At 44.6% G+C, this 12,443-nt stretch carries 14 protein-coding genes and 1 other annotated feature; of the genes, 6 read left to right on the top strand and 8 right to left on the bottom strand.

Translation table 11 applies throughout. The features are described 5' to 3' along the window. Positions 1-42: 42 nt before the first annotated feature. Positions 43-846 carry an NAD kinase gene (locus M2444_RS20500; protein WP_042191633.1) on the bottom strand — a complete coding sequence of 268 codons (804 nt, stop codon included), beginning with the start codon at positions 844-846 and terminating at the stop codon, positions 43-45. A gap of 76 nt (positions 847-922) precedes the next feature. Beyond that, positions 923-2,185, bottom strand: coding sequence for a sporulation integral membrane protein YlbJ (ylbJ, locus tag M2444_RS20495; RefSeq protein ID WP_280787902.1), 1,263 nt, complete (start codon positions 2,183-2,185; stop codon positions 923-925). Between the two features lie 412 nt (positions 2,186-2,597). Here ylbJ and M2444_RS20490 point away from each other — a divergent pair, with 412 nt between their 5' ends. Further along, positions 2,598-2,981: a globin domain-containing protein gene (locus M2444_RS20490; RefSeq protein ID WP_280787901.1), complete on the top strand. Its 384-nt coding sequence runs from the start codon at positions 2,598-2,600 to the stop codon at positions 2,979-2,981. 36 nt (positions 2,982-3,017) lie between these two features. Then, a complete protein-coding gene (locus M2444_RS20485; protein ID WP_094873295.1) occupies positions 3,018-3,728 on the top strand; it encodes a DUF2225 domain-containing protein in 711 nt (236 codons plus the stop codon). 92 nt (positions 3,729-3,820) lie between these two features. On the opposite strand, the gene M2444_RS20480 is transcribed toward M2444_RS20485, so the two are convergent. Then, entirely contained in the window at positions 3,821-4,051 is a 231-nt protein-coding gene (locus M2444_RS20480) for a hypothetical protein (protein WP_042130921.1), read from the bottom strand. Continuing rightward, entirely contained in the window at positions 4,048-4,239 is a 192-nt protein-coding gene (locus M2444_RS20475; RefSeq protein WP_042130920.1) for a YycC family protein, read from the bottom strand. Before M2444_RS20475 ends, M2444_RS20480 begins: the two co-directional genes overlap by 4 nt. Before the next feature lie 118 nt (positions 4,240-4,357). On the opposite strand from M2444_RS20475, the gene M2444_RS20470 reads away from it, so the two are divergent. After that, the gene (locus M2444_RS20470; RefSeq protein WP_280787900.1) at positions 4,358-6,157 is read left to right on the top strand and encodes a M3 family oligoendopeptidase; all 1,800 of its coding nucleotides are present in this window, start codon (positions 4,358-4,360) and stop codon (positions 6,155-6,157) included. Between the two features lie 426 nt (positions 6,158-6,583). Further along, the gene (locus M2444_RS20465; RefSeq protein WP_094873297.1) at positions 6,584-6,994 is read left to right on the top strand and encodes an O-methyltransferase; all 411 of its coding nucleotides are present in this window, start codon (positions 6,584-6,586) and stop codon (positions 6,992-6,994) included. Between the two features lie 139 nt (positions 6,995-7,133). Here the strand turns inward: M2444_RS20465 and M2444_RS20460 are convergent, their stop codons facing one another. Further along, a complete protein-coding gene (locus M2444_RS20460; protein ID WP_042130917.1) occupies positions 7,134-7,364 on the bottom strand; it encodes an alpha/beta-type small acid-soluble spore protein in 231 nt (76 codons plus the stop codon). 202 nt (positions 7,365-7,566) lie between these two features. Next, entirely contained in the window at positions 7,567-8,541 is a 975-nt protein-coding gene (locus M2444_RS20455; protein ID WP_094873299.1) for an aldose 1-epimerase, read from the bottom strand. A 134-nt stretch (positions 8,542-8,675) separates the two neighbouring features. After that, positions 8,676-8,915 (top strand) — a binding site (T-box leader). Between the two features lie 61 nt (positions 8,916-8,976). On the opposite strand from M2444_RS20455, the gene trpS reads away from it, so the two are divergent. Next, positions 8,977-9,963 carry a tryptophan--tRNA ligase gene (gene trpS, locus M2444_RS20450; RefSeq protein ID WP_280787899.1) on the top strand — a complete coding sequence of 329 codons (987 nt, stop codon included), beginning with the start codon at positions 8,977-8,979 and terminating at the stop codon, positions 9,961-9,963. A gap of 1 nt (position 9,964) precedes the next feature. Here the strand turns inward: trpS and M2444_RS20445 are convergent, their stop codons facing one another. Next, on the bottom strand, positions 9,965-10,153 hold the full coding sequence (locus M2444_RS20445) for a hypothetical protein (protein WP_042130914.1): 189 nt from the start codon (positions 10,151-10,153) through the stop codon (positions 9,965-9,967). Positions 10,154-10,261: 108 nt separating this feature from the next. Then, complete coding sequence (locus tag M2444_RS20440; protein WP_094873301.1) at positions 10,262-11,263, bottom strand: metal-dependent hydrolase; 1,002 nt, start codon at positions 11,261-11,263, stop codon at positions 10,262-10,264. Between the two features lie 241 nt (positions 11,264-11,504). Here M2444_RS20440 and cyoE point away from each other — a divergent pair, with 241 nt between their 5' ends. After that, positions 11,505-12,437, top strand: coding sequence for a heme o synthase (cyoE, locus tag M2444_RS20435; RefSeq protein WP_094873303.1), 933 nt, complete (start codon positions 11,505-11,507; stop codon positions 12,435-12,437). Positions 12,438-12,443 lie beyond the last annotated feature (6 nt).

Below are 12,443 nucleotides of genomic sequence, written 5' to 3'. Positions count from 1 at the left end.
GATATCTCCAGCCACTGAAAATCGTTGGATCGAAGGTTAATCTTAAACCAAAAAAGCTTCACGTACACGGTTCCAGAACGGAAAAGGACGGTACCGGGCGAAACTGACCTTCTTGTCCGATACTTGGCAGCGTACTGAAATCAGATCATCTACCGGGATATTATTATGATCTATCGTGAGTAGTAAGCGCTGATCCTTACATGAAAGAATATCGCAATGGTGATGCTTCGGCAGTAGTAATGGCGACCCCATTGTTCGAAATACACGGTTGTTAATGGAGGCGATTTCGGCAATCTGCAGCGCTTCTATAGATGGGTGAACCATGGCTCCCCCAAGGCTTTTGTTATAGGCCGTGCTACCAGAAGGAGTAGAAATACAAAGTCCATCACCCCGGAACATTTCGAAGGTAACATCATTGATGTCAACTTGAATCATTATAGTTCCATCTACCCCTTTAAGGGTGAATTCATTTAGGGCAATGTGGGACGAAGAACCGGATTTCTTGTGAATTTCCAGCTCAAGTAACGGATATTTCACGATACGAGGTTTCTGAGGCTCAGAATCTTCGGTTCCGCACATGTAGTCGATTAACGTGGGAAGCTCTTCGGCTTGCCAGTCCGCATAGAAGCCTAAGTGTCCTGTGTGCACACCTACGAAGGCTAGATTGGGAATTTGATCGATAAAGGTATGAAAAGCGTGCAGCATTGTGCCGTCTCCGCCAATAGAGATGACGATTTCGGGAGACTCGGCATCCAGTTGCAGGTCCCGCTCCGCCGCCAGCTTGTGAAACTGCTCGGCAAGTTTGATTGATAGTTCATCACCGCGGTCCAGAACATAATATCTCAAGATGTACAGGCTCCTTTTGTATAATTCAGTCATACACCGATCATAATCAATCTTGACCCGGAACACAATATGTTAATCAACTTCGCCGTATCCATCGAATCATTGTAATGAATACAGGGATAAGCAGTGAGACTAGAATTGCAGCTGTTAATAATAGGCTCACCAGGGCGAGGCTTGCCGTGATCCCTGAGGCAGAAGGAGTAAAGGCCGTAGAGGCTGGTAATGATATCCATGCGGTAGACAGTCCTGAGTTCATCACAGGCTTCCAGAGCAGCAAGACCAATCCTGATGCGAGTATGGCGTGAATTAGCCGTGCAGTCAAAAATGGCAGATACCGAAGTCCCGTACCGTTCAGAATACTTGCCACCTGGGCATGTACAGATAATCCGCCCCAGGAGAGGATGAAGGCAGCAGCAGCTACCTTAAACTGAAGCGGGATGGAAGCTGCGGCTTCACCTGCTGAACGGGCACCGATCGTCACCTCAAAGAATCCGCTAATGAGAGCCTGAGCTAGTTCTGGAGGACCACCTACAAGGGACACAAGATGTCCTGTCATGTTAAAGAGGGAGGATAGGATACCGGCACGGGCCAGCAGTTCCATTAGCACATTGAAGAATACAACCAAACCGCCTACGACAATAATAAGCTTTAGCGAGGACTGGATTGCTCCCTTTAAGAGCTCCCCAAAGCTCCGTCCATCTTTACGCCGAGCCTCCTCCATGGCAAGAAGTGCTGCATGGATTCTTCCAAAACCTTTTTTGGCTGGAACAGAGGGGGCAGTAGAACTAGTTATGGATGGGTCTTGGGAGGGGGATCTCTGTTCTTTGCGTCCATGGAACGACATTAGCAAGCCAACAATCAAACCGCTCCCATAGTGAGCAAGGGCTAGGATGAGCCCCAACGATGCGTCTCGAAAAAAGCCTACAGACACTGCGCCTAACAGAAAGATTGGATCAGAGGAGGTTGTGAAAGCGACTAATCGTTCTCCCTCTACTCTGCTAATCAGATTCTGTTCCCGCAGCTTAGCGGTTAATTTAGCGCCAACAGGATATCCTGATACATATCCCATCGCAGCGACAAACCCGCCGCTTCCCGGTATACCAAAAAGAGGGCGCATCAATGGATCTAGCAGTGCACCAAAGAGATGAACGATCCCTAGGCCTAGCATGATTTCGGATATGACGAAGAATGGAAATAGGGAGGGGAATAACACATCCCACCAGATGGCCAGGCCTCGTAAGGCTGCGCCAAGGGATGCCTCCGGATGAAGCAACATCAGCAGCATACAGCCCGCCAATATTAATCCCAGCAGTGGGCCGCCAATCTTTTTAAAAGTCATAATTAACGCCTCCTGATCTATGGTTAGATGTATGCGAAAAGAAGGACAAACAGCACAAAAAAAATAAAGGAAGCGGTTACATAAATCGGTGCTTTTTCGCTCGGAATATGATATTATGTAAATAAGAAATGCACCCTCTGTTACAAGAATAAATGGGATGGAGTGATGGCGATGAGCGTGGTAGCCGGAGTTCTCGTTTGTGCTTTTGTATATGTGATCCGGGTCTCTCTCGTCCCTGCAGGTGATGAAGAATTTCGGACCTACTGACAATAACCTCCAGGCGCTAAACTATAGTTTAGCGTCTTTTTTCTGCCGTTTAGGGGCACTTTCGACGGATATCCGAGCCGTGCTTTTTTTTGGTATAATAAAATAAGAAACGTTTCATTAATATGGAAGAGAGCTGGTTACCTCAATGAATCCAAATGAGAGTATATATGAGAACTTAGGAGGAGCTGAAGCGCTACATCGATTGGTGGAAGTGTTCTATGCCAAAGTGCAGCTTCATCCGCAGCTGGGTCCGTTATTTCCTGAAGACATTTCTCCTGTTCTGGAGAAGCAGTATCAATTCCTGACACAGTTTTTTGGCGGTGGCCCATTGTATTCAGAACTGCATGGACATCCCATGATGAGAGCAAGGCATATTCATATTCCCATTACTCCAGAACGTGCTGAAGAATGGTTGCAGTGTATGAAAGAGGCGCTTGTGGAGACCGGCGTAGAAGAGCCGCTGCGTTCCTTCGTGCTTAGCCGCCTTGCAGGTCCCGCACATCATTTTGTTAACATGCCCCAGGAATAATAAGGGACAGGTTGATCCTGAAAGGAATGAGAGTACTTGCCAGACTTAATACCCCTATATTCTATTAAGGTCAAATGTTGCAATTGTGAACATGAATTTTCAACCTCTCGCGTACGCCCTAGTCTAAAAAAGGCTATTCGCCGCGATGCTGATTTTTGTGCATATTACAAAAACGAGAATCCGGATTATTATGTTGTACGTGTCTGCCCAAGTTGTGGGTTTGCCTCTACAGAAAATTCAGCGGACAAGCTGACGGATCTGCAGCGAAAAGCATTTAATGAACAGGTAGGAAAACGATGGAAGAGCCGTGACTTTGGGGATAAACGAAGCTGGGAAACTGCACTCGAGACCTATAAACTGGCGCTTTTATGTGCTCAAAGTATTAACGATAAGGATCGAATTATTGCAAGTCTGCTTCATCACATTGCCTGGTTGTACCGGTATCAAGGGAATACGGAACAGGAACAACGCTTTTTGCGCTATTCATTAGCTGAATATGTGAAGGTATACGAAAAAGACGGAATAGCTGGCAATGATGCCCGGCTCATGTATCTTATCGGCGAACTTAACCGGCGCATTGGAGAGTTCTCTGTGGCTGTAATGTGGTTCTCCCGCCTGATTAATGATCAGAAGATTATGGATGCTGCGATGATTCGAGCTGCCAGGGAGCAGTGGGTTGTGCTAAGAGAGCAAATGCGCGGCGAAGCTGTAGATATGGATGCCGATGGATTGCCTTCAGGTTCTTAAAGCTTTACAAACAACAAAAAGCGCAGAAGAGAGTAATGCTCTCGTCTGCGCTTTATAAAAATGGTAAGATTGGGATTTAGATGAACTTCTCTTTATCGAACTGCCCGATCGAATAGGAGGTAATCTCCGTCGTTATCTACAACTGTAGGGCTGGCGCTGCAACATGGGAAGACAAGTAGTTTTTTCTTGCCGTCACGAACGATTTGCAATTCTTTTGGCTTCATAGGGAGAAGAACATTCTCCGAGTTGCAGAAAGGGCAATACTGCACATACATATCGCCTAAAATAATGTCATAAGGCCAGGTATGACTAAAAGGAATCATTGTGAATCCTTTCCAGAAGGAGACTCTTCATTTCCATCCTCAGCTTGCGGTGAATTCTGCTTTTTGGATAGCTCAGCTATTTTTTGCAGTAAAATATGTTGGGGCATATGCATCAAGTGTTCCAGTGGAACGCCTAGTTGCTTGGATAACGTTATGGCTGTTTCCGGTGAAATTTGTAGTGGCTTCATATGGATGCCCTCCTAAAGTTTATCGGCTATGAATGTTCCGGTATCGTTATTCACTTTACCATGGTGTTAAGTCAATTACAAAGAAAACCAAATGAGAGCAAAGGAATGGTGAGAAGACATGAAACAACCATTATCACTGACTTGGGAACTTGATTCCATATTTGCTGGAGGATCGTCCTCTACTGAGTTAGAAAGCTTTTTAAAGAATCTTGAACAAGATATTGCAGCCTTACAGGGTCTGGTGAAGAATGCCGTAGCTCCAACGGATGTTGAGTCTACAAAGGCGCTGGACAAGGTTATAGAACTGCTTCAGAGCTGTTCAGGAAGACTTGTGGAGGTCTCTTCCTTCGCAGACTGTCTGGGCGCTCAGAATCAAATGGACAAAGGTGCGGTAAGACTGGCGGCTCGAGTGACAAGTATGCGTGCCGGATTCGAAGGCATTAACTCACAATTCAGTAACGTGCTTCGTCAGACTACGGACAAGGTATGGGCAGAGTGGATGTCACGTCCTGAGATTGCTCCATTAACGTTCGTGCTGAGCGAGAGCCGTGACTTGGCCCGTGAGAAGATGAGTCCAGAGTTAGAAAGCTTAGCGCTTGAACTAGCCGTTGACGGATATCATGGATGGAGCGGGCACTATGATACGATTGTAAGCTCGATTAAGATCCCATTTGAGGATGAAGAAGGAACAAAGCTGCTCTCCGCAGGTCAAGCTTTTAACAAGCTGGATGATCCAGATCCGAAAGTACGTCAATCCATGTTCCATAAATGGGAAGAAGCATGGACCGAAGCAGCAGATAACTGTGCGGATACCTTGAATCACTTAGCCGGCTTCCGTCTGAAGCTCTATAAAGGAAGAGGTTGGGAAGATATTCTGAAAGATCCGCTGAGCATCAATCGTATGTCACAAGATACTTTGAACGCGATGTGGGACGTGATTACGAATAGCAAGCCTGCACTCGTGACCTATCTTCAACGTAAAGCTAAGCTGCTTGGACTGGATGCTCTTTCCTGGGTAGATGTCGAAGCGCCAGTGGGTAAATCTTCAGGTAAAATCCCATATGATCAGGCTGCTAAAGATATCGTTACCCAGTTCCGCAAATTTAGTCCAAAGATGGCAGAGTTTGCAGAGCGTGCTTTTGATCATAACTGGATTGAGGTGGAGGATCGTCCGGGGAAACGTCCTGGAGGATTCTGTACTTCCTTCCCTGAGAGTAAGGAATCGCGGATTTTCATGACTTATAGCGGTACAACTTCCAATGTTTCAACCTTGGCGCATGAGCTGGGACATGCTTATCATTCTTATTTACTGGATGATCAACCTGTATTTAATCAGAACTACGCTATGAATGTTGCAGAGACTGCTTCAACCTTCGCAGAGGTCATTGTGTCTGACGCTCAGGTTAAAGCGGCTAGCAACGCTGAAGAGAAACTGGCGCTGCTTGAAACGAAAATTCAAAACAGCGTAGCCTTCTTTATGAACATTCACGCCCGATTCTTATTCGAGACTCGTTTTTATGAAAAACGTAAGGAAGGCCTTGTAAATGCTGAAGAGCTGTCTGAATTGATGGTGGAAGCACAGAAGGAAGCCTTCTGTGGGGTGCTTTCGGAATACCATCCCCATTTCTGGGCTTCTAAACTGCATTTTTATATCACCGATGTGCCGTTCTATAACTTCCCTTACACCGTTGGCTACATGTTCAGCACAGGCTTGTATCGACTGGCTCTGCAAGAAGGAGCGTCCTTTGCAGACAAATACGATAGCTTGTTGCAAGATACTGGTGTGATGACTTTAGAGGATTTGGTACTTAAGCATCTGGGTGTGGATCTTACGAAGCCGGACTTCTGGCAAGGTGCTACAGATCTGATTGTAGCTGACATTAATGAGTTCTTGGAGATGACGGAGCAATTAGTTTGAAAAAGTCTAAACTAAGACAAATTTAACGGTAGAAAAAACAATAATTTTTCAGCATGAACACGCAAAAGCCCCTGAAACAGGGGCTTTTTTTAATGATAAAATGTCGAAAAATCACGATTTATAAAAAGAAATATGCGATTAATCTATGGATTTTGCGCATACATAGGGATAATAACCCAATTTTGCCGAATAATGTTGTTTGCCATTTGTCAGTAACCTATAATGAGTCTTAAGACTTATATAAGGCGCGCTAGAATACCACTTGGCTAAGCTCACAAAACTAAGCAAGCGCTTACGAAGTCAGTTCTGCGAAGTGAATTTGAATGAAGCTATGCTCACAAAACGAAGTAAATGCTTTCGAAGCAAGTTTTGTACGAAGTGAATTCGAATGAAGCTATGCTCACAAAACTTTTAGGAGGAAAAGTAATGCTTAAGACGGAACAACTATCATTAGCGAGACAGATGGACATGGTGTTTAAGGAGCTACAGGAAGAATTATCGGGATTAACTTCTGGTACGGTTTTTGTGCAAATACGAAATAACATGATCGGAAAATTCGGGATACGACATAATCCTCTTTCTGGGCGAAGTGGGGGATTCACTGATGCAAAAGAAGGGATGACAGATGGACAGCAGTCTTCTTTTCGACTAATGGCGCTGGAAAGCCTGAAATACAAGCGGCGTTGGACGCATGGCGAGATATCTTATGAATTCGCCATTAGACAGGGAATGGTGATTGTAGATGCTACATTGGAGTCCAATTATAATATGGCAAATCTAATGATTCGATCGCCTCGTAATGCCTATGCTGAAAGCTCTGAACAATTTTTCGGTTAAGCGTTGTTTACATAAAATTTCAATATATTGTGAAAATCAAAAACCCTCCCACAGCTTCAGAAAGAAGTGTGAGAGGGCTCAAAAGCTACTCGGCTTTAGGCTTTATACCTAGCCGGATAAAACACTTAAGATAACGTTGTTACTGACGACCAGACAGTTGTTGTTCTGCCAGTTGTACTAGACGTTTAGTGATGTAACCGCCCAGAGAACCAGTTTCGCGAGAAGTGTAGTTCCCGTAATAACCGTCAGCTGGGATCGTTACTCCAAGCTCCTGTGCTGCTTCATATTTCAACTGTTGCAATGCTGCAGTTGCTTGAGGAACGACCAGGTTATTGGAACGGCTGCTACGACCTTGACCTGCTTGACCCATGTGTGTCACCTCCTTCGCCCGTTGTGAAGATAGTATGAGCGCTAAGAGGTTAATTCATGCATCACTTCGAAAGGTTTTAAGGATGGTAATTATTAGTGAAATAAAAGTGAGGATAGGAATCCTTTATTGCTAGGGATTATACAAAAAAATCGGTCTTCCCTTACGTAATCGCAAGGCAAGACCGATATAGTGTATATGTGCTTTAAATCTCAGGATAGATCATTTCCAGCACGGTGGATAGATTCTGACTCTGACCAGGTTCTATCGTTAAAAGACCTGTGAAGGAAGCATCCTCGGATACATTCGGTGCATTCGCGAGCCAAGTATAGGGCTCAATGCACAGAAATTGTTCGGCGGGTCCTTTGGTATATAGCACCCAGTGACGGAATAGATTCTCGTCAGCAGTATAACGAAGGCCATAACCATCATCGCGTAATAATAAGGCTTCTACAGGTTGTTTTTCTCCAATACGTAGAGCAGTATCAAAATTAGTTCCCTGCATGTTCATTCCGGTGTTCAAGGCTTCCAGATCACCAAGTGGAATTAGATTGCCGCTAGGGAGCAATTCATCATTCAGTTCATAAATACTATTTACCGGGAGCTTAAGATTCCAGCGCTCAGGTTCTCCATCAATCATAAACCAGGTGTGATAACCGATTCCAAAAGGAATTCGGTGATCTCCAAGATTTGTAACCTTTAAAGTTTGGGTAAATCGGGCTTCCTGAAGCCTAAACGTCATTTCGAATTTAAGCGGGATAGGGAATTGCTCCATCCAGTGGGGATCATCTTCTGTTAGAAATTCAGTAGTGACCGCGCAACCATCCTCATCTTCTTCAATATCGCTGACACACCAGGCCTGAGTTCGGTGTAGACCATGAATATGATTGTCATTAGCGGTGTTCTGGTCAAATTGATAACTTGTACCCTCGAACTGAAATTGGCCCTTACGAATTCTTCCGGGTGGAATTAATAGCGGCATGCCAAAATGGTAAGGTTTTTGCATAAAGAAAGCTTGATCGCTTTCATCAGGGCGCCGTAGAATTTCCCGTTGTTTCTTTACATCAAACAATGAAATCACGTTATTTCCTAGTCGCGGCAAAAGCGTGACTTCCAGTTCACGGCTGTGCAAAATATAAGTATCATAACCGCCCCACTGCCCTTTGGTCACCTGTTTCATGAGATATGCTCCTTTATCGTAACTGTAATCGAATAGAACATGGATAACCTTATCATAACAGATTTATACGGTAGTGGTTAAGTGATTTGACAACTTCTCTTTATGGTTCTATGATGAAGGCATTAATTCATGATGATAATGTGATGACGGGGACAAGTAGGCAGGCATTGCACCTTCAGAAAGCCGGTGGTTGATGCGAACCGGTAGGACAAACCTGATGAATGGACCCCTGAGCGCCGAGTTTGAACGGGAGCTAGATGCCCTAGTAGACCGGCCGGATCTTCCCCGTTAACGGAAGACTAAGGCTGTTTTTTTCTTGTCCAAACAAGATTAAGCAGCGAATAAGGGTGGCACCACGGTCTCACGTCCCTTGCGGATGAGGCTTTTTTTGCGTTCTCGGAAACTTAGAAACGAAATCAAACGGAGGTCTATATTATGAAAAAAGTAATGTCAGGTATTCAGCCGAGCGGTTCACTTACACTGGGAAACTACATTGGAGCACTGAAAAATTTTGTGAAGCTGCAAGAGGATCATCAATGTTTCTTTATGGTAGTCGATATGCATGCAATCACTGTAGCACAAGATCCTGCGGCACTGCGTGAACAGTCAGAGTCCGTAGCGGCCCTCTTTATTGCAGCAGGAATTGATCCTGCACGTTCTAATGTCTATATGCAGTCTCATGTGCCACAACACGCTGAACTGGGCTGGATCATGACGACACTTACAGCAATGGGCGAGCTGGAGCGTATGACCCAGTTTAAAGATAAATCATCAGGTAAAGATTCTGTTGGCGCTGGTTTATTCGTCTATCCTTCCTTGATGGCAGCAGATATTCTTGTTTATAATGCGGATCTTGTACCAGTTGGAGAAGATCAGAAACAACATTTGGAACTGACTCGTGATTTAGCTGGCCGCTTTAATAATCGTTTTGGCGAATTCTTTACCATTCCGGAGCCGTACATTCCAGAGGTGGGTGCACGTATAATGTCTCTGGATGATGGCACCAAAAAAATGAGCAAGAGCAGTCCTAACGCAGGCAGCTACATTGCTCTGTTAGATTCACCGGACATAATCCGTAAAAAAATCAGCCGTGCAACGACTGATTCAGGACGTGAAGTGATTTTTGATCCGGCTAATAAACCAGAGATCAGTAATTTGATGAGTATTTATTCCGAATGCTCTGGAATGACACTGGGGCAAATCGCCGATCGTTATGAAGGGCAAATGTATGGCGGCTTAAAGAAGGATCTTGCTGAAGTGGTTGTAGCTACGCTTGAGCCTATACAACAACGATATAATGAAATTCGTAGCTCGGGTGCGATCACAGATATTCTTGCAGAAGGTGCTGGTCGTGCGCGCATTGTTGCTACAGAGACGCTGAATGGAGTTAAAGAACGGATGGGATTTCTGCCAGCCCGTTAATCTAATCAGCGCTTAGGCTTTCCTGCTTGCGTCTGATCTTGGCCTTAAGAATAAATCCCCAGCCGATATTCATGACACAGAGAAATCCGAGCAGAAGTGCCAACCAAAAGCTATAACTGATCGCGATTGAAGCGGCAGTAAGAATAAGAATAGAAGAACAAGCGAACCAAAGTGAAAGTCCTTTACCCATTAAGAGAGCCTTCCTTTCTATGTCTGCTAAAATGAATCCCGGAGTATGATAATAATACTCCGGGATTTTTTGTGATTATAGAATAGATCTCTGCGTAAGTCTACAGTTTCATCGTAAAGATCCAGGGTCAATGGAAAATCGTTTGTCGAGCTTCTCGCTGCTAAGCCAACCTACATAAGTATTTAAAGGTCGATATTGATTGTCCATCACTAATACAGCCACAAATGGGTATTGTTTACGATGTAAATAACGTACGTCCCCCCAGCGCACCATATATCCTGAAGGAAGTTCTTCGACTTCGGCTACTGCATAAGAGGTGAAGTATAGAAAGGACTGAATATCAGGGTGCGACTTGGATATTTCCACAGCGGGATGATTCGAGCATACAGCATGTTTGAACCATTCCAATCGATGATTGACTAACTGCCCAACATCATAGCTACCATCTTTTTTCACTTTTACTACGTTCCAGCGCTTTAGAGAAATTGTAGGGATTACAATATAACGTTCGCCGGCATTATGATGTAAGTCCTTGAGTTTGATATTACGCGTAAGGCGTGCGTGAACGACGGTTCTCCAAATATAATAAAGAATTGTACAGGCATACAGCGTAATAAATAAAGGTTGCGGCGGAACGATACCGGTGATCCAGAGAAGGATGGCTGCGATATGGCTACCAAATATAAACGGGTCAAAAATGTGGATGATGTTCCAGGCAATCCATTTCTCTGTGAATGGACGTGCAGCCTGAGTGCCATAGGTATTAAATAGATCAGAAAATACGTGAACACCTACGCCAATGAAGCTCCAGAGTGCGATGTGGCTTAGGGCTTGTAAATCAGTAAAGCCAAATAAAGGCCCCAACACGAAGGAAATCAGGGCGGGCCACAGAATTAGAAAGGGTAGGGAATGTGTGATTCCTCGGTGATTACGAATATACAACGCATTATCCTTCAGTCGTAGCGCAGTATCGGCATCAGGAGCCTGAGAGGCGAGCACTGTTGCCAGCATAACAGCCCCGGCCAGTTTCGGATCAGAAGCAACGATGGGATCAACGAAGGAAAGCCCGGCTAAGCCTAGGCCCATAACTAAATGTGTAGCAGTATCCATTGGTCAGTTCTCCTTTGTTGTTAGGAAGTTCTCTCTTAATAATTACCCAAATACAGCTCTGGTTATTAGGGGGATTGAAAGATAAATTAAATAAATATTGTCACGTAATTGTCGAATTCATGAACTTACTGCCCCATGACTGTCAAAGTCTTCACGGGTTTGTTATGATAAAGTTAACAGCGAAGTAGTGAATACTTCGGTTAGAACGTTAGATTTTCGTTTAGAAGGAGGATCATTAGGTGTGGACAATCATATAACATTTCAAGCTTCTTCCGATTCTGCAGCCATGTCTGCAAAATCTCCACCGGAAGGTGCTAGCTGGCGTGATTTCATTGCTGTAACAAAACCCGGTATTATCCGATCTAACCTTATTGCGGCGTTTGCGGGATATTGGTTGGCCTCGGGTTGGGATGTTCATTACGGCAGATTAGTTCTGACTCTGCTCGGTACAATGCTGGTTATGGCTTCGGCCTGTGTTTTTAATAACTATTTCGACCGGGATCTGGACATGAAGATGGAAAGAACCCGTGAACGGGGGCTTCCTACAGGACGACTGAAACCAAACACTGTATTATTATACGCCATTGGGCTTGGTATTGCAGGTTTGATCGTGCTGTTTGCTTTTTCAGGTATGCTTGCTGGTTTGTTTGGAATTGTTGGCATGTTCGTTTACGTAGTAGTATACACGCTTTGGTTGAAGCGGACATCCACATGGAGCACCTCTGTAGGTGCGATTTCTGGAGCAATGCCCCCGGTAATTGGTTATGTTGCGGTTTCAGGAACGGTTGATCTAGGCGCTTGGCTGATCTTTGCCATGTTGTTTCTATGGCAACCCCCTCACTTCTGGGCGTTGGGCATTAGACGTAAAGAAGAATATAGAGCGGCAGGATTTCCATTACTACCTGTAGTTAAAGGAACACGACGTACGAAATTTCAGATGATTCCTTATGTAGCCCTTTTGCTGCCTATTCCAGTGTTAATGTACGCCTACGATTACGCAGGCATATTTTTTCTAATCATTTCATCAGCGTTGTCCTTGGCTTGGTTAATATTGACCTTGATGGGTTTTAAGGCAAAGGATGATGAAGTTTGGGCGAAGAAGAACTTCCTCTTCTCCATTAACTACCTGACGGTTAGTTTGATCGTACTTGTATTAAATACGATTCACGGTTAAGAAGAG

It is taken from the genome of Paenibacillus sp. PastF-3, assembly GCF_029893135.1.
In the GTDB taxonomy this organism is placed as follows: domain Bacteria; phylum Bacillota; class Bacilli; order Paenibacillales; family Paenibacillaceae; genus Paenibacillus_AQ; species Paenibacillus_AQ nitricinens.
The sequence above is the reverse complement of the archived record's forward strand: the minus strand, read 5'-3'. Positions and strand labels throughout refer to the sequence as shown.

Coding starts and splice junctions, on each gene's coding strand:
- ylbJ (WP_280787902.1), bottom strand. CDS start 2,185: ATGACTTTTAAAAAGATTGGCGGCCCACTGCTGGGATTAATATTGGCG.
- M2444_RS20490 (WP_280787901.1), top strand. CDS start 2,598: ATGAATCCAAATGAGAGTATATATGAGAACTTAGGAGGAGCTGAAGCG.
- M2444_RS20480 (WP_042130921.1), bottom strand. CDS start 4,051: ATGATTCCTTTTAGTCATACCTGGCCTTATGACATTATTTTAGGCGAT.
- M2444_RS20475 (WP_042130920.1), bottom strand. CDS start 4,239: ATGAAGCCACTACAAATTTCACCGGAAACAGCCATAACGTTATCCAAG.
- M2444_RS20470 (WP_280787900.1), top strand. CDS start 4,358: ATGAAACAACCATTATCACTGACTTGGGAACTTGATTCCATATTTGCT.
- M2444_RS20465 (WP_094873297.1), top strand. CDS start 6,584: ATGCTTAAGACGGAACAACTATCATTAGCGAGACAGATGGACATGGTG.
- M2444_RS20460 (WP_042130917.1), bottom strand. CDS start 7,364: ATGGGTCAAGCAGGTCAAGGTCGTAGCAGCCGTTCCAATAACCTGGTC.
- M2444_RS20455 (WP_094873299.1), bottom strand. CDS start 8,541: ATGAAACAGGTGACCAAAGGGCAGTGGGGCGGTTATGATACTTATATT.
- trpS (WP_280787899.1), top strand. CDS start 8,977: ATGAAAAAAGTAATGTCAGGTATTCAGCCGAGCGGTTCACTTACACTG.
- M2444_RS20445 (WP_042130914.1), bottom strand. CDS start 10,153: ATGGGTAAAGGACTTTCACTTTGGTTCGCTTGTTCTTCTATTCTTATT.
- M2444_RS20440 (WP_094873301.1), bottom strand. CDS start 11,263: ATGGATACTGCTACACATTTAGTTATGGGCCTAGGCTTAGCCGGGCTT.